A 17539-nucleotide genomic window follows, 5' to 3' on the forward strand; every position below is an offset into this window, starting at 1 on the left:
TTTCACCCTTCCGCTTTTAATTCTAATAGTAAATCTCTTAGTTCAGCTGCACGCTCGAAGTCTAACGCTTTTGCTGCTTCTTTCATCTCTGCTTCCATCTTCGCAATTGTCTTTTCGCGCTCTTTTTTCGTCATTTTCTTAGCAGGAGTTGCTTCGTATGTTTCTGTCTCTTCAGCAGCTGTCGTTGCACGGATAACATCACGAACGCCTTTTTGAATCGTTTTCGGCGTAATACCATGCTCTTCATTGTAAGCTTCTTGTATACTACGACGACGCTTCGTTTCTTCAATCGCAATTCCCATAGATTTCGTTATACGATCTGCATACATAATAACGCGGCCGTTTTCATTACGCGCGGCACGACCGATTGTTTGAATTAATGAACGTTCTGAACGCAAGAACCCTTCCTTATCAGCATCTAAAATAGCTACAAGTGATACTTCCGGAATATCTAATCCTTCTCGCAATAAGTTAATGCCGACAAGTACATCAAATTTACCGAGGCGAAGATCGCGGATAATTTCAATACGTTCTAACGTTTTAATTTCAGAGTGAAGATAGTTAACTTTAATTCCTACATCTTTTAAGTAATCCGTTAAATCCTCTGACATTTTCTTCGTTAAAGTCGTAATTAATACACGTTCATTTTTTGCAATACGATCTTGAATCTCTCCTAATAAATCGTCAATTTGCCCTTCAATTGGTCGTATATCAATTGGTGGATCTAAAAGCCCTGTTGGACGAATAATTTGTTCTATTACTTCTGGCGACTGCTCTAACTCATACGGTCCTGGCGTTGCTGAAACATAAATAACTTGATTCGTTTTCTCTTCAAACTCATCGAATGTGAGCGGTCTATTATCTAAAGCTGACGGCAGACGGAATCCATGATCCACAAGCACTTGCTTACGCGCTTGGTCCCCGTTATACATCGCTCTTACTTGTGGTACTGATACGTGCGATTCATCCATAACGATTAAGAAATCTTTCGGGAAATAGTCTAATAGCGTATACGGCGTTGCCCCCGCTGGACGAAGTGTTAAATGACGGGAGTAGTTTTCAATACCTGAACAAAATCCCATCTCGCGCATCATTTCTAAATCATAACGTGTACGCTGTTCTATACGCTGCGCTTCTAACAACTTGCCGTTATCATTTAATTCCTTTAAACGCTCTTCTAATTCTTTTTCGATATTTTCAATAGCGACCTTCATCTTTTCTTCACGTGTAACGAAGTGAGATGCTGGGAAGATTGCTACATGATCACGTTCTGCTAATACTTCACCTGTTAACGCATTTACTTCACGAATACGATCGATTTCATCACCGAAAAATTCGATTCGAATACAATGCTCATCAAGTGATGCCGGGAAGATTTCAACTACATCTCCTCGCACACGGAATGTACCACGCTTGAAATCAATATCATTACGTCCATACTGTACATCAACAAGTTCACGAAGCAATTGATTACGGTCTTTTTCCATACCAACTCGAAGCGAAACAACTAGCTCGCGGTATTCTTCTGGAGAACCTAAGCCATATATACAAGAAACACTCGCAACAATAATTACATCGTCCCGTTCAAATAATGCAGACGTTGCCGAGTGACGCAATTTATCAATTTCATCATTAATCTGCGCATCTTTTTCAATAAACGTATCTGTTTGTGGTACATACGCTTCTGGCTGATAATAATCGTAGTAACTAACAAAATATTCAACTGCATTATTCGGGAAAAAGTCTTTCAACTCACTATATAACTGCCCTGCTAACGTTTTATTATGAGCCATAACAAGTGTTGGCTTTTGCACTTCTTTAATGACATTTGAAATCGTAAATGTCTTACCCGTTCCTGTTGCTCCAAGCAACACTTGCTTTTTCTTTCCACTATTAATTCCCTCTACAAGCTTCTCTATAGCTACCGGCTGATCACCTTGCGGGGAATACGCTGAGACAATTTCAAATTGACGTTCCAAGAAAATCCGACCTCCTCATAAAAATCTGTATTATTATTTTACCACGAATACCTATAAAAAACCTAAAAAAACGAACAGATATTCGGTAAAGTTTTCGACAATATACACATAGAAAAAGGAAGGAGTAAATACTTCCTTCCTCTACTAACTCTATTTTTTTGATACATATAATAAGTCATATCCATTGCGTCCATCTTCATTCGTACAATCTGTTAACCGATAAGTACTTTCTGATTCGCGCTGCTCTTTAACAATACTTTTACAACTATCTTTATGTAATCCTTTATGGTCACCAGCAAACTTGTCTTGTCTACTATCTAACACATAAAGGATATCTTTCCCACTATGCTCTAACGTTTGAAAAACCGGGTCACCTTCATCGGTATACTGTACAATTCTTATTTTATCAACTTCCCCTTGATCAACGTTCATAACGAACTGTTCGAATTTATCTAGATTGGAAGTTCCTACTCCCTTTACAATGACATCATTCTTCTTATCAATTGTAGTGCTAGATGGTGAACATGCTACTAAACTAAAGAGAAATAGACATATACAGCTGATTCTTTTTTCTATTGTCATCCTCTCCTATAAAAATTATTTGTATACCAGAAAAGCTACTTTCAACTATGAAAGTAGCTTTTCTTTTCCTTTCTCCTTCTTCGGAAAAATCACATATGAAAATGAAATTGCTGTATCAACTAAAAATACAATCGCCCACACTTGGCTCACGCGACTTGCAGCTTTATTTAAAACGATTCCCGATTCTAACCAATTACCCCATTGTTCAAATGGAATAAATCCATACGCGAAGAAAAAGAATATGTGCACACCAACGAATAAAACAAGATGTAATACCCAATTTTTTATTTCCTGCTTTGCATAGGCCATGCCTGTTAATTCTACCTGTTCTTCAATAATAGGCGCCGGTTCATTACGCCATTTCGCAACTGATTTTTGTGCAAATATATCAAGCTTCTTCAAATCCTTTTTCCCGTAGAAAACTGCATACAATAAAATAATTACAGTAATAATTTGAAAGTTAGAGAACTTTCCTGTTTGATAATAGTCCACTACTCCTAAAGTTAAAATAAACACTTCATTTACGAGGAGTACAATTCCCATAATAAAACTCGCCTTTTTCAAACGGAATCCGTAGCGAAGTAAAAAGAAACCGATAGCTGATAACCAAAATACAATTTCTGCCCCAATTAAAAAATACCAACGATATTCTGCAAGTATGCTCATTTATCCTTCTCCCTTTCATCATAAATACGAAAAGCCTCATCCATATACACTAAAAGTTCTTCTTCAATTGGATACATGCTCATTTTCTGTGAATCTTCCTTCGATTTTCTAACTTCCCATAACTTATCTAAAAACGCTTCATCACCATTGGCCATTTCTAAACACTTCTGCATTAATCTCTTCATTGCCCCTTGTACCTCATCACTAGCAACTTCTTTACCGTCTTTCATAAAAGTGCGTAATTGCTTTAATAAATCTACCCATTCTAAAACATTCGGATCTTCCTTACTCATGTTTGGTAAATTATGAAGCAATTTTTGTTCTTCCTTTGAAAATACTTCATTTTGAAATATTTCACGTATACGAGGAGACTGCTTCGAAAGCTGAATCAGTTCAAACATAACTTTCCAATCGAGTTCTCCCTCCACATCTACCGAATAAACAACTGCTTGTAAAACACTCTCCATTCGATTAAATTTCTTTTGTTCTTCCTGTACAAACCGAAGTTGTTTTTCAAGCGAATTTTTTAAATCCAGCTCACCTTTTACTAACATATTCGCAGTTTCTTTTAATGAAAATCCCATTTCTTTTAAAAATAAAATTTGTTGCAAACGAATAACGTCACTTTCACTATATAACCGATGTCCACCCTCTGTTTTTCCGCTCGGCTTTAATAAATCTATTTGATCATAATAACGTAGTGTACGTACTGTAACCCCTGTTTCTCTCGTCAATTCTTGTATTGAAATCACTACCATCACCTCTTCCCTTTCATTATAAAAGATGACGTTACGTAACTTTCAAGCTTTTTGTAAAAAAAATACAAAAAGCTGTTTATACAAAATGTATAAACAGCTTTTATGGAAATAACCCCTTTTGTATGGCGCGCCCACAAAATAAAATAAGTGCTCCAACAACAACACTCGTTGCCGTTTTATGATAATGGGCTAATAATAATAAATAATACGATAAACCTACAGTACCAATCATAATACAAATACTCGGCACTGGATTACGAGAAAAGTTTTGCATTCCCCAAAGAAGCGAAAATATAGCTGTAGCGACACATAACACCGGTAATCCCATCCCAGTTCCCCTTTTTCTATCTATTATTCCTTGTTGCTAACACACTCGTTGATGCGATACTAATTAATAAATCAAAACCAATCCTTATATATTTAAACGTTTACTCTAATTGAAATCTCTCAAGCTTATCATTTATTTTCTTTCTCCTTACTCCAGCGTAAAGATTTCCTCCACCTTCACCCCAAAATATTTGGCAATTTTTAAAGATAACTCTAGACTCGGATTGTAATGATGATTTTCAATCGCCACTATCGTCTGCCGCGTCACCTGCATCGCCTTTGCCATTTCAACTTGTGTTATATGATTTTGCTTTCTTAACTCTTTTATTTTATTTTTCACACCCATAAGATCCACCTTCAAAAGTAAAGATATCTTTACTTAAATTATAAATATTTTCCAGTTATAAGTAAAGATATCTTTACAAATTTTAGAAAAATGTTTCATTGAACATCTACTCTAACAAAGTACAAGAGTAATTCAATTTATATCAGCGACTTTCTAAATATATCAGCGCAACTTGAAATATATCGGCGATTTCCCAAATATATCAGCGCAACTCCATTTATATCGGCGATTTTCCAAATATATCGACATCCGTAGCGCTACTATAAACATAAGAAAAAGCTGTCCCCAAGCACCTTCGGGAACAGCTTTCTCCTCTACTACATAAATCCTAACGCATATACAAGAACGTATCCAAGAACCGATAAGCAAACCGAGCCAATCAGCCCCGCCACAAATGCTTTACTTCCTAATTTACGGAACGTTTTAAACTCTACATTTAAACCGAGCCCTGCCATCGCCATTGCGATAAGCATGTAAGCAAGAACAACAATGTATCCCGCAACAACTTCTGGAATAATCCCGAGCGAATGCACTGCACTCATCGCTAAGAACCCGAAAATGAACCATGGTATTGGAAGTTCGCGCCACGATTTCTTTTCTTTGCTACCTTCACTCTTACCAAACCATAGACCAATTAAAATCGCTACTGGCACAAGCATTGCTACGCGCGTTAACTTCACAATAACTGCGATGTCTACAGCAGTACTTCCTCCTGGCGCCGCAGCTGCGATGACATGAGCGATTTCATGAAGCGTCGCACCTGAGAATACACCATAACCGTACGGAGATAAACCAAGCACTGGATATAATAACGTATAAATAAGCGTAAATATGGTACCTAAAATCGCGATGATTGCTGCCCCAACTGCTGTTTCATCGTCCTTCGCTTTGACTTGCGGTGCAATTGCCACGACCGCGGCTGCGCCGCAAATTGCCGTACCGCATGCTGTTAAAATCCCAAGTTTCTTTTCTACTTTAAATACTTTCGTTAGTCCGTATACAACAAAAATAGTAAATGTAATAACAACCGCCGCGATGACCAATACTTTCGGTCCCGCCTTCGCAATATCAACAAGATTTAATCGCATTCCAAGTAAGATGATCCCAAAGCGCAGCAACTTCTTACTCGCAAAGTTCGTTCCTGCTATCGCATCGTGAGGAACTCCAATTGCAGCGCGCCAAACCATCCCAATTAGAATAGCAATTACTAATTGTCCCATAATATTTAAAAATGGAAGCTCTGCTAAATATTTCGCGGCAATTGCGATTAATAATGTAATCCCAATTCCTTGCGAAAATCCAAAACGCTTCTTCTTTTGTATAACAAGTGTTTGTTCCATTTTGAACCACTCCAATAATCGTATTGGAACATGCATGTTCTTTCTACTTACATTATAAGAGAGTTTCTATAATAAGTTTAATACCAATACCAAATCTCTATCATCAGAAATACTTATGATAAGATGATAGAAAAAGAAAGGAGCCCATTATATGAACGTAGACATTTTAAAAATTTTTGTTACTGTCGTTGAACAGAAACACTTCTCCCGTGCAGCAGAATTATTAAACCTTTCACAGCCTGGAGTAAGTATGCATATACGCAACTTAGAAAACGAATTTGGCACTACACTTATTCAACGCTCCCCGAAGCACGTCCAAGTTACGGAAGCTGGAAACATATTATATATACATGCAAAGCAAATGCTCTCTCTTTACGAAGATGCTAAACAAGAAATTAATGAACTACATAACGTTGTAACAGGAACACTTCGCATTGGTGCTAGTTTTACAATTGGCGAATACTTACTTCCAAAAATACTGGCTAACTATGCGAATGAAAATCCACACGTCGAAGTTCATACTTTCATCTCAAATACAGAAGACGTTTTGCAAAGCCTTCGCTCTAATCAAATTGATATCGGCTTAGTGGAAGGACAAGTCGTATACGCTGACGTTGACGTTGAAACGTTTATGCAAGATGAAATGAAGCTCGTCGTTCCGCCAAATCATCCATTGCTCCGCACAAATAAAATAAATGAAAGCACACTCCAAGATCAAGTATGGGTATTAAGAGAAAGTGGTTCTGGTACACGCGCTTATAGTGACCGCTTTATTCATCAACACCATTTAAAAATGAAACGATTCTTTACATTCAGTAGTATCCAAAGCGTAAAGGAAGCTGTTAGTGCCGGGCTTGGCATCGCTATCCTTTCTGATTGGACTGTACGGAAAGAGCTATTAGCAAAAGAACTATTCCACGTCGAAGTTCCAAATGAACAACTAATCCGTCCGTTTTCCATCGTACGCGGTAAATATTTCATTCTATCTAAAGCCATTCAAGTGTTCTTAAATCATGTAGATTCTTTTGCGAAAAAACAGAGTTGACCCTCACATTAGTGTGAAGGTTTACAATACATGTAGAAGGAGTGAAACGCATTGCGAATTGGAGAATTATCAAAAGAAACTGGCGTTAGTGAAAGATCACTAAGACATTACGAAGAAAAGGGCTTACTCCCTACTAAGCGCCTTGCAAATGGTTACCGTGATTTTGATGAAAGTGCCATCGAAAAAGTGGAGCTTATTCAAATGTACTTACAAATTGGCTTAAATTTAGAAGAGACGGCAAGGATGCTGCGCTGCCTTGAAATTGAACCGCACCTGTACGACAATCCGTGTAGCAGTATCCTTACGCTTTACGAAGATAAACTCAATGAAGTAACAAAGCAAATCACATTACTTTCCAACATCCAAGCGAATTTGCAAAAACACGTTTCACTCCTAAAACAAGCAAAAGAAAAGGAATGATTACATGTTTGTTATACATGGCAGTTCAAGACAAAACGGAAATACAGAAGCTTTAACACATATGATGATAGAGGACATTGAAACAGAACAAATTTATTTGCGTGATCATACCGTCTATCCTATTACAGACCAACGTCATGATGCAGAAGGATTCCAATCCGTAAATGATGACTATGAGCAGTTAACCAAACGCATGCTAGAGCACGACACGATTATCTTTGCTACACCATTATATTGGTACGGAATGAGTGGACATATGAAAAACTTTGTTGATCGCTGGTCACAAAGCTTGCGCGATACATCTCTTCATTTCAAAGAAAAAATGAAAGGCAAAAAAATGTATGTTGTCATCGTTGGCGGGGATAATCCAAAGCTAAAAGCATTACCGCTTATTGCTCAATTCCAATATATCTTTGATTTTGTTGGTTCTTCATTTGAAGGTTATGTTATTGGAGATGCGAATGGACTGGATGAAATTAAAAACGATGCTGAGGCGCTGGCAAAAGCACAATTGTATAATAATAAATTTAAAAATAGCGAACAGAAATAAGTTTGACAAACCCTTTTGTATGCGCATACAATAAAAGTAATATTATGAAAGGAAGGTACTTTGACCAATGAAGTTCTAATTCTCTTATTTATTTCATCCATCACAAATAGTGAACAAAAATGATGAAAACTAGCAGGGGATTAGTCTGTCCATTTGTCGATACTTTCTTTCGAAACGATCATGTAAAAAATCGTTTATTTATGTACGATTTTTTACATACAAGGGCGACGTTTATCCTCTCTAGTGAAACTAGGGAGGTTTTTTTATGACTATTTTATTCGCACGTAATATTGAAAAGAGCTTTGGTGATCGCACACTATTTACATTACCATCACTGGAAATTCAAGCACAGGATCGCATAGGAATTGTCGGAGTCAACGGAGCTGGTAAATCTACGTTATTGCAAATATTAAGTAAAGAAATAGAAGCTGACAGAGGCATAGTAACTCATCATAGTTCTATCGCCATCATTCCTCAGCTCAGCGAAGAACTACCGGAAACCGCTTCTTCTCTCGCAAAAGGAAAATGGAGTATTTCAAACGTTACCGACGCAATGAGCGGCGGTGAACGAATGCGACTAAAGATTGCGCATGCTCTCGAACAAAATGCAGGCATTTTATTCGCTGATGAACCAACAAGCCACTTAGATATGGTCGGTACAGAGCAATTAGAAAAGGCACTTTCATCTTATAAAGGGGCACTTGTTTTAATATCGCATGACCGTGAATTTCTAGATAATATATGTACCAAAATTATTGAAATTGAAGACGGTATTATTCAAGAGTACAAAGGTAATTATTCAAACTATCGAAAACAAAAAGAACGTGAACGAATACAAAAACAAGCAGAATATGAGCAATATATACAAGAAAAAAATCGTTTAGAACAGTCCATTCTACAAAGAAAGCAACGTGCTTCTAACATGAAAAAAATCCCAACACGGTTCAGTTCATCTGAATCTAGACTTTATAGGTTAAGTGGGGCTCATGGCCAAGAACAGGTTAGTAAAGCAGCGAAAGCATTAGAGACACGTCTCGAAAAACTAGAAAAGAAGGAAAAGCCAAAGGATCTTTCTCAAGCTCAATTTGACGTGCAATACCATACACCCATTCATAGTAAGGTGGCAGTACAATTCAATAAAGCAACAAAGAAAATAGGCGACCGTATACTATTTAAAAATATGAATGGAACTATTGCCCCTGGTGCAAAGCTTGCCGTTTTAGGGGCAAATGGAAGCGGCAAAACCACTTTGTTCAACATGCTTCTCACAAACGAGCGTGGCATGCAGCTATCGAAAAGTTGTAAAATTGGATACTTCGAACAAACATTATCTATTTTAAAAACAGATAAAACCATTTTAGAAAATGTTCTAGAAGAAACAAACTATACAGAAGCATTCGTTCGCACAATACTTGCACGACTTCTATTCCGCCGTGAGGATGTTCATAAACCTGTGCACGTTCTAAGCGGGGGTGAACGAATGAAGGTTGCACTCGCAAAAGTATTTTTAGGAAACTATAATATGCTTCTGCTAGATGAACCGACAAACTATTTAGACTTAGCAACGCAAGAAGAATTAGAAACCATGTTACAAGAATATCCTGGCACAATACTTTTCATTAGCCATGACCGTGCCTTTATTCGCTCTGTTGCAGACCATATTCTACAAGTAGATGAGAGTGAACCTAGAGTATTCCACGGTAATTACGAGCAATACACAAAAAGAACCACCGGAGATTCTGTAAACGTTACTGAGCAAGAGTTGTTACGATTACAAACAAAATTAACAGAAGTCATCGGCCGAATTTCCATACCAAATCATCACAATGATATCTCATCTCTCGAACAAGAATACGAAACATTATTAGTTAAAATCCGGAAATGTAAAGAAGCACTCTAATGTCTTCCCTATATATCGACGGGACCTTCCGCATTTCCCAAGAAATATTGAATCTTCGACATAGAATACAAAAAGCCGTGCATCAGCACGGCTTCTCACTTTAGATACGGACAGCAGTCCCGCTCACAGCAACCATTAGCATCCCTTCGCGAACTACTTCGTAATCCACGTCGATACCAACGATGGCATTCGCATTTTTTTGTCTTGCAAGAGTTTTCATCTCTTCCATTGCGATGTCACGTGCTTCTTTCAATTTGCTTTCGTAAGCGCCTGAGCGACCACCGACAACATCACGGACAGAAGCGAAAAGATCACGAACGATATTTGCACCCATAATCGCTTCTCCATTCACGATATCGACATAATCAATAATCTCTTTCCCTTGAATTGTAGAAGTTGTTGTTACAATCATACTTTATAGCCTCCCATATGAGATTTTTACCTACTTATGGTGCACTAATTCAGTACAAATTATATTTACGAACTAAACTGAGCTTCGTATAACCTACTGTATCCTCCGCTTTGCTCAATTAATTCATTATGTGAACCTTGTTCTGCAATACCATCTTTATTTACAACGACGATGCGATCTGCATTTTTAATCGTTGCTAGTCTGTGAGCGATAACTAATGTTGTACGACCAACAGATAGCTCCGCAAGCGATTTTTGAATCGCAAGTTCCGTCTCTGTATCTAACGCAGAAGTTGCTTCATCCAATATTAAAATTGGCGGGTTTTTCAAGAACATACGAGCAATCGCTAGACGCTGCTTTTGCCCACCTGAAAGTTTCACGCCGCGCTCACCGATAACAGTATCTAAACCGTCCGGCTGTGAGTAAATTAAATCTTCTAATTGCGCACGTTTTACTGCCTGCCAAATTTCAGCTTCTGATGCTTTTAAATTTCCGTAAGCGATATTTTCACGAATTGTTCCTGAGAATAAGAACACATCTTGCTGCACAATTCCAATTTGCTTACGAAGTGAAGATAATGTCATATCTTTCGTATCAATTCCATCAATTTGAATTGATCCAGATGATTGCTCATAAAAACGTGGTAATAGGCTACATAACGTCGTTTTCCCAGCTCCTGATGGTCCAACGAACGCAACTGTTTCACCTGCATGTATTTTCAAACTAATGTCATTTAAAATCGGTTCTTTGTTTTCATATCCAAACGTAATGTTGTTATATTGAATATCACCGTGTACATGCTTCACTTCCATTGCATCTTTAGAGTCTACAATGTCAGGCTCTGTTTCAAGAAGCTCTACATATCTTTTAAAACCGGCGATTCCTTTCGGATAGCTTTCGATTACCGCGTTAATTTTTTCAATTGGGCGGAAGAAAATATTCGTTAATAGAACGAATCCGATAAATCCACCGTACGTTAATTCTCCTTGCAGAACAAACCATGTACCGCATATTAAGACGAAGAGCGTTACGAGACGCATGAGCATATAACTAATTGACGAATTTAACGCCATAATTTTATACGCCATTAATTTCGTTGTACGGAAACGAGCGTTGTTCACAGCAAATTGCTCTTTCTCAAACTTTTCATTTCCGAATGCTTGTACAACGCGAATACCACCAACGTTGTTCTCAATACATGCATTGAAATCAGCAACATCTGAGAATAAACGTCTAAATGTACCTGTCATTTTTTTATTGAAGTACAGCGCTAACCATAATAGGAATGGAATGACGAAGAACGTTAATAACGCTAACTTCCAGTTGATCATCATCATAAATGAGAATGCCCCAACTAAAGTCATTACGGCGATAAATAAATCTTCTGGTCCATGGTGAGCAATTTCCCCAATTTCCATTAAATCGTTTGTAAGGCGTGAAATTAAATGACCTGTTTTATTATTATCAAAAAATCTGAATGATAGCTTTTGAATATGATCAAATAATTTCTGCCTCATATCTGTTTCAATGTTAACACCAAGCATATGTCCCCAATATGTAACGACATATTGTAAGCCTGCATTTAACATATAAACTGCGAGTAAACCGAAACAAGCCCATAAAATAAGCGTCCAGTTTTGCCCTGGCAATAACTTATCAATAAATTGATTTACGATAAGCGGGAAGCCGAGTTCTAATAATCCTGCGACAACCGCACAAGAAAAGTCGAGTATAAATAAACCTTTATACGGTTTATAGTACGAGAAAAATTTACGCAGCATATCTTACCTCCATTTTCCAAAATTAAAAAGACTCCCTAAATGATAACCATTATCAAATAATTATTCAAGTTATCCGTCTATGAAACTGAAAATAAGCTTTGCGATAGTTGTCGTTTTTTGCTGGAAAGTCGATATATTCGAATAATCGCCGATATATTTCGAGTTGCGCTGATATATTTGCAAAATCGCCGATATATTTCAAGTTGCGCTGATATATTCGGAAAATCGCCGATATAAATTTCATTTACTAACTACTCTCCCATCTCCCATCCCCCAAAAAAAAGGTACCACCACAAGGTGATACCATTCCTTCTATTACATCGCTTCCGAATCCCACTCATGCTCCTGTTCAACGAATACAATACCTAATTCGTGATGTCCACCAGCATATAATGCAGTTTGTGCAAGACGAAGCTCACCATTTGTATCTAATACTTCTAATTTACAAAATGCTCCTGTCGTCTTCGTTTGAAGCGCATCATAAAATTCCTCGGCGCTTTTTGGAATGACTCCATTTACTTTCGTAATAATTTCTCCAGGCAGTAATTTCAGCTCTGCTCCAATTGTATTTGGGATTGTATCTAGTACAACGAGCCCATCATTGCGTGCAGCAAAATACGCTGGTCTTGTTTCATCGGCAATTTTTTCTTGCATCGAAATTGTGAAACGCCCAAGCATAGCGACTCCCATCGCGATAATTGCAAGTACGTGCCACCAGTAACTTGCGATTCCTAAAACGAGCACAAGTCCTGCTAACCCATAAACACGTCTTCCTGTAAATAATAAAGCTTCCGTCGGCTCATAACTTTTAATATTTCTCATAAATCCAATTAAAAATGGAACGAGGAATAGAGAATATGTATTTGAACCTATTGAAACGACAGGCCACCATGAAATAAACTGCGTTACCGCATCACCCGGTACAAGAATAAAAATAGGAACGATCCATAAACGCTTTGATTCGTGTAAACCAATCTTTAATCCACGCTTCCCCTGCCTAATCCTCGGCGTCGAATATCCTACTGCGTTTTTAGAAATCAATAAGCCTTCTACAATAAGCATAACGCCTAGTAAAATAACAAGGGATACAATGGTACTCTCTTCACCTTCTCGAAGCTGTAAAAAGGAAACTGGTAGCTTAGAAGATAATAGAACACATACAATCGCAATGCTAAATGTATAAGCCGCCGATAAATATCGATACATAGCCGTTAATCCAAATAGTAACGTCCAAATTAAAATGGCCCATAAGCTTGCTTTAGAAACAACAAGTCCAAGCCCAATCGTAATAATAGATACTACTAATCCGTATCCAATCCCTGCAAATAGAGAGGTTCGCAGTTCAAACCAAATATCATAAACTTTAAAAGAAAAATCTTTTCGTTCTCTTAACATACGTAAGTATCCAACGAAGATACTACTTATTACAAATATATAGACAGCAGGGTGTAAGAAAAAACGTCCAACTGCCCGCATTATTTCAAAAATCCATGCCTCCATGAACCCATTCACCACCATTTATATCATTCTTTCTTTTTATATTATCATAACTAAACAAACGTTTGTTTAACACAAAAAAATACAGGCAGCAAACTGCCTGTATTTCTTCTTATTTTGCCATTAATTTTAATGCTGACTGTAATTGTAGATCATTTTCTCCAGAACGGATTTTTTCGATAATTTTAGTTTGAATCGCTTCAGCTGTCTTTTTATCAAGCTGTCCTGTCGCTTCCATTTCATTTGCATTTTGGAATGCTTTCAGAGCCGATTCTGTCTCTTTACTAAAGTATCCATCTTCACGACCTGGTACATAACCTAAGCTCTTAAGCATTTCCTGAGCATGTTTTACTTGTACATCATTTGAATTGTATGAAAGTGTTTTTTCAATTTGAATTGGTGTCGCATGATAATAATTTGGTTGCTTCACTTCTACTGTTGGCGCGATTCCTTTTTTATGAATCCAGTTCCCATCCGGTGTTAACCATTTAAACATCGTTAATTTAATGTTGCTGCCGTCTTTAAATGGAACAGCTTGCTGGACAGTACCTTTACCAAATGTCTTTTCACCAATTAAATCGTATCCTTCTCCTTCTTTTAACGCACCCGCTAAAATCTCTGAAGCAGAAGCACTTCCATTATCAATTAATACTGAAATTGGATATGGTTTTCTCTCTTTCAGTTCCGTAGAGAATTTCTTCTTCTCACCATTTCGCTGCTCTACTTGTAGCATCGGCTTTTTATTCGTCATAATTTCCCCTAGTATATCTTCTACACTATTTAAGTAGCCACCAGGATTACCACGCACGTCAATAACTAAGCCTTTTATATTTTTCTTCTCTAACTCTTTTAACTGATCCTTAAATTCTTTCGCTGTATTTTCAGCAAAAGAAGTAATTTGCATATAACCGATATCTTTTCCGCTCTCTTGCTTCACAGAACTAAACACTGTAAAGATCGGAATCTTTTCACGCTTAATTTTAAATACAATCGGATCAGTTACTCCCGCACGTTTAATTTCAATTGCGACAGTCGTTCCCTTTTTACCACGAATTTTTAATACTGCTTCTTCACGTGATAAGTCTTTCACACTGTTTCCATCTACAGATAAAATTTGGTCATTCGGTTTAATTCCTATCTTTTCTGCTGGTGAACCTTTAATTGGCGATACGATAATAAGCTTACCGTCCGTCTTGTTCACCTCAGCCCCAATCCCCTCTAATTCGGGATCAAGCGATTCACTAAACTGTTTGGCTGTTTCTTTATCCATATACGTGGAATAAGGGTCCTTCAGCGTAGACAACATACCTTGTATTGCACCTTCAACTAACTTTTCATCTTTCACGTCTTCCACATAACGTGAATCAATTAGTGCATACGCCTCATTAATTTTTGCCAAATTCCCTTGCGCAGTGCTAGCATTCCCACTCGAAATTGTTTGCGTTACTTCTGATGGGTTAACCCCAAATACAGACATGCCTGCAAACATTCCGCCAGCACCAATTAAAAATGCAACAACCATTCCAATAATTGCAACTCTACGTTTCAATGCGGAATTCCCCTTTCCAAAACACACAGGTGGTGTAGCAAAAGGCATCACACAGTGTGTGATGCCTTTACCTATTTCTACTATATGATAAGCTTGTACGAATTATGTTTGCAACTTTTTATACTTTTAAGAAGCGACGAATTGACATTACACTTCCCCACATACCGATTAAAGCACCGATTAACACTAGTAAACCAGCTAATTGGAATACGAATGGACTGTATGGTAGAAGCTCGAAAATTGTTCCGCCAAGTTTTTCATTAAACACACCTTGCAACGAATTATACGTAATTAGAATTAGGCCAATTGGAATAATTGATCCTAATACTCCTAAGAATAATCCCTCTAGCAAGAATGGCCAACGAATAAACCAGTTTGTTGCACCAACAAGTTTCATAATTTCAATTTCTGTACTACGAGCATAAATTGTAATTTTAATTGTATTAGAGATTAAGAACATCGCTGTGAATAAAAGACCAGCAATTAACGCAATCCCAATGTTACGACCAGTTTTTACAGTATCAAATAATCGTTCAACTTGCCCTTTTCCGTACTGAACATTACTAACAAACTGCATTTTTTCAACCTTCTTCGCGATTGTCGCTGTATCGGTTGGTTCTTTCGCTTTTACAACAAATACGTTTTTAAGTGGGTTATCTTGTTCAAATAACTCAAACGTTTTTCCACTATCACCTAAGCTTTTAATTAAACGTTTTAACTCTTCTTCTTTAGAAGAATATTTAATAGAATCTACTTTTGCAATCTTACTCATATCTTCTTCTAATTTCTTTTGATCCGCTTCTTTTGCAGCTGGATCAATGTGTACACGAATCTCTACATCTTGCTCTACTTTCGTCGCAAAATGGTTCATATTCATAATCGCTGTTAAAAAGACACCTACAAGTAATAATGTAACTGTTACTGCACTAACAGAAGCAAATGTCATCCATCCGTTACGTGATAGATTCTTTACACCTTCTCGCAAATGTCGACTAAGGGTCTTAGCCTTCATATCCGTATCCTCCCTCAATCTCATCTCGAACAATTTTTCCGCCTTCAATCGCGATTACACGATGACGGATTGTATTTACGATATCTGCATTATGCGTCGCCATAACAATCGTTGTGCCGCGCTCATTAATGCGAGTAAAAATATTCATAATATCAAGAGCTGTTTCAATATCTAAGTTACCTGTTGGCTCATCGGCAATTACAACCTTTGGTCTATTTACAATTGCTCTTGCAATAGCCACACGTTGTTGCTCCCCGCCCGAAAGCTCACTTGGAAGTGCGTCTGCACGATCTTCAAGACCTACAAGACCTAGAACTTCTGTTACACGCTCACGAATTGCATCCGGTTCTTCTTCAATTACTTCTAAAGCAAACGAAACATTCTCATATACCGTTAATTTAGGTAGCAATTTGAAATCTTGGAAAATCACGCCTAATTGACGACGGAAATACGGAACATCTCTTTCTGCCAATGTTTCGATAGTAAGTCCATTTACATTAATAGATCCTGTAGATGGTTTCTCTTCACGATACATCATTTTAATAAATGTAGATTTTCCGGCTCCACTCGGTCCAACTACGTATACGAATTCACCTTGTTTAATGTTAACTGTAAGACCAGCAATGGCTTTCATACCATTCGGGTACTCCTTATAAACATTCGTCATTTTTATCATTATTTATCACCCAATACTTAATGATTTTTTTCGAAATACTTTTCTGTACATCTGAAAACAAAAGACATCCTTCATTTTCATTTAGTCATCCTTGTTGAAGATAGTTTACTTATGCTTTCTCATAAGCAATACCACTCTATGTAATATATTTCAGCAAAATTCTACAAACCCCATTGTAACATCAAACGGTTTCCAATTTGGATACATTTTTGTTACAGTTATGTTACATACCAGAAAAAAGGAAAACGAGTTGACTATATTATCAACTCGTCCATTTCACCTTTTTTATTTATGTTCAGCTAACCATTCAGACACTTTTTTCGCATCTTCACCTTGAATAAGTCCTGGTGACATTGAACCGCGGCCTTTTTTAATAATCTCTTCGATATCTGCAGCGTCGTACTTACCGCCTACTTTTCTTAAATCAGGTCCAGTTGCCCCTGATAAATCTGTTGCGTGACATCCCGCACAACTTCTTTGGAAAATTTGTTCTGCGCTGTCTGTGCTTGCAGACTGTTTCGAAGACTTACTCTCTTCTTTATTTCCGCATGCTCCTAAAGCAAAAACAACCGATGTCCCTAGCGCAATAGCCAACAATTTCTTTTTCACTTCTATCGCTCCCCATTGTTGATATTCTTTTTATTCCTAACACACTCATTTTCATTATAAGCATTATCTTTATATAGAAAAACTAAGGTG

At 37.4% G+C, this 17539-nt stretch carries 18 protein-coding genes; 4 read left to right on the top strand and 14 right to left on the bottom strand.

Annotated features, from left to right (window positions below; genetic code table 11):
* Positions 1–2: 2 nt before the first annotated feature.
* The 7 genes from uvrB to BLT20_RS24315 all read right to left on the bottom strand — a co-directional run bounded on the left by uvrB (position 3) and on the right by BLT20_RS24315 (position 5998).
* Entirely contained in the window at positions 3–1979 is a 1977-nt protein-coding gene (gene uvrB, locus BLT20_RS24285; RefSeq protein ID WP_000441059.1) for an excinuclease ABC subunit B, read from the bottom strand.
* A 150-nt stretch (positions 1980–2129) separates the two neighbouring features.
* Positions 2130–2561 carry a DUF4362 domain-containing protein gene (locus BLT20_RS24290; protein WP_000151273.1) on the bottom strand — a complete coding sequence of 144 codons (432 nt, stop codon included), beginning with the start codon at positions 2559–2561 and terminating at the stop codon, positions 2130–2132.
* A 45-nt stretch (positions 2562–2606) separates the two neighbouring features.
* A complete protein-coding gene (locus BLT20_RS24295; protein WP_000025211.1) occupies positions 2607–3227 on the bottom strand; it encodes a hypothetical protein in 621 nt (206 codons plus the stop codon).
* On the bottom strand, positions 3224–3985 hold the full coding sequence (locus tag BLT20_RS24300) for a MerR family transcriptional regulator (protein WP_000260346.1): 762 nt from the start codon (positions 3983–3985) through the stop codon (positions 3224–3226). The genes BLT20_RS24295 and BLT20_RS24300 overlap by 4 nt, the downstream gene beginning before the upstream one ends.
* Positions 3986–4085: 100 nt before the next feature.
* Entirely contained in the window at positions 4086–4313 is a 228-nt protein-coding gene (locus BLT20_RS24305; protein WP_000524139.1) for a hypothetical protein, read from the bottom strand.
* A gap of 147 nt (positions 4314–4460) precedes the next feature.
* Complete coding sequence (locus tag BLT20_RS24310) at positions 4461–4658, bottom strand: helix-turn-helix transcriptional regulator (protein WP_000538364.1); 198 nt, start codon at positions 4656–4658, stop codon at positions 4461–4463.
* Positions 4659–4975: 317 nt separating this feature from the next.
* Entirely contained in the window at positions 4976–5998 is a 1023-nt protein-coding gene (locus tag BLT20_RS24315) for a YeiH family protein (RefSeq protein WP_000438432.1), read from the bottom strand.
* A 151-nt stretch (positions 5999–6149) separates the two neighbouring features.
* Between BLT20_RS24315 and BLT20_RS24320 the strand changes: the two genes are divergently transcribed.
* From BLT20_RS24320 to abc-f, 4 genes are all read left to right on the top strand, one after another.
* The gene (locus tag BLT20_RS24320; protein ID WP_001099995.1) at positions 6150–7043 is read left to right on the top strand and encodes a LysR family transcriptional regulator; all 894 of its coding nucleotides are present in this window, start codon (positions 6150–6152) and stop codon (positions 7041–7043) included.
* 51 nt (positions 7044–7094) lie between these two features.
* The gene (locus tag BLT20_RS24325; protein ID WP_001219225.1) at positions 7095–7463 is read left to right on the top strand and encodes a MerR family transcriptional regulator; all 369 of its coding nucleotides are present in this window, start codon (positions 7095–7097) and stop codon (positions 7461–7463) included.
* A 4-nt stretch (positions 7464–7467) separates the two neighbouring features.
* Complete coding sequence (locus BLT20_RS24330; RefSeq protein ID WP_000497611.1) at positions 7468–8013, top strand: flavodoxin family protein; 546 nt, start codon at positions 7468–7470, stop codon at positions 8011–8013.
* A gap of 265 nt (positions 8014–8278) precedes the next feature.
* On the top strand, positions 8279–9913 hold the full coding sequence (abc-f, locus tag BLT20_RS24335) for a ribosomal protection-like ABC-F family protein (RefSeq protein WP_000153761.1): 1635 nt from the start codon (positions 8279–8281) through the stop codon (positions 9911–9913).
* 100 nt (positions 9914–10013) lie between these two features.
* Here the strand turns inward: abc-f and BLT20_RS24340 are convergent, their stop codons facing one another.
* The 7 genes from BLT20_RS24340 to cccB all read right to left on the bottom strand — a co-directional run bounded on the left by BLT20_RS24340 (position 10014) and on the right by cccB (position 17449).
* Positions 10014–10325 (bottom strand): YbjQ family protein, encoded by a 312-nt coding sequence (locus tag BLT20_RS24340; RefSeq protein ID WP_000637521.1) that lies wholly within the window; start codon positions 10323–10325, stop codon positions 10014–10016.
* 65 nt (positions 10326–10390) lie between these two features.
* A complete protein-coding gene (locus BLT20_RS24345) occupies positions 10391–12106 on the bottom strand; it encodes an ABC transporter ATP-binding protein (protein WP_000944621.1) in 1716 nt (571 codons plus the stop codon).
* 315 nt (positions 12107–12421) lie between these two features.
* Complete coding sequence (locus BLT20_RS24355; RefSeq protein WP_000388606.1) at positions 12422–13606, bottom strand: PDZ domain-containing protein; 1185 nt, start codon at positions 13604–13606, stop codon at positions 12422–12424.
* A 109-nt stretch (positions 13607–13715) separates the two neighbouring features.
* Positions 13716–15200 (bottom strand): S41 family peptidase, encoded by a 1485-nt coding sequence (locus BLT20_RS24360; RefSeq protein ID WP_002005957.1) that lies wholly within the window; start codon positions 15198–15200, stop codon positions 13716–13718.
* Positions 15201–15270: 70 nt separating this feature from the next.
* A complete protein-coding gene (gene ftsX / locus BLT20_RS24365; protein ID WP_000645027.1) occupies positions 15271–16164 on the bottom strand; it encodes a permease-like cell division protein FtsX in 894 nt (297 codons plus the stop codon).
* Positions 16154–16840 carry a cell division ATP-binding protein FtsE gene (ftsE, locus tag BLT20_RS24370; RefSeq protein WP_000594321.1) on the bottom strand — a complete coding sequence of 229 codons (687 nt, stop codon included), beginning with the start codon at positions 16838–16840 and terminating at the stop codon, positions 16154–16156. The genes ftsX and ftsE overlap by 11 nt, the downstream gene beginning before the upstream one ends.
* A 285-nt stretch (positions 16841–17125) precedes the next feature.
* Positions 17126–17449 (bottom strand): cytochrome c551, encoded by a 324-nt coding sequence (gene cccB / locus BLT20_RS24380; RefSeq protein ID WP_000727971.1) that lies wholly within the window; start codon positions 17447–17449, stop codon positions 17126–17128.
* Between the last annotated feature and the right edge of the window lie 90 nt (positions 17450–17539).

The organism is Bacillus sp. cl96, assembly GCF_900100505.1.
In the GTDB taxonomy this organism is placed as follows: Bacteria; Bacillota; Bacilli; order Bacillales; family Bacillaceae_G; genus Bacillus_A; species Bacillus_A cereus.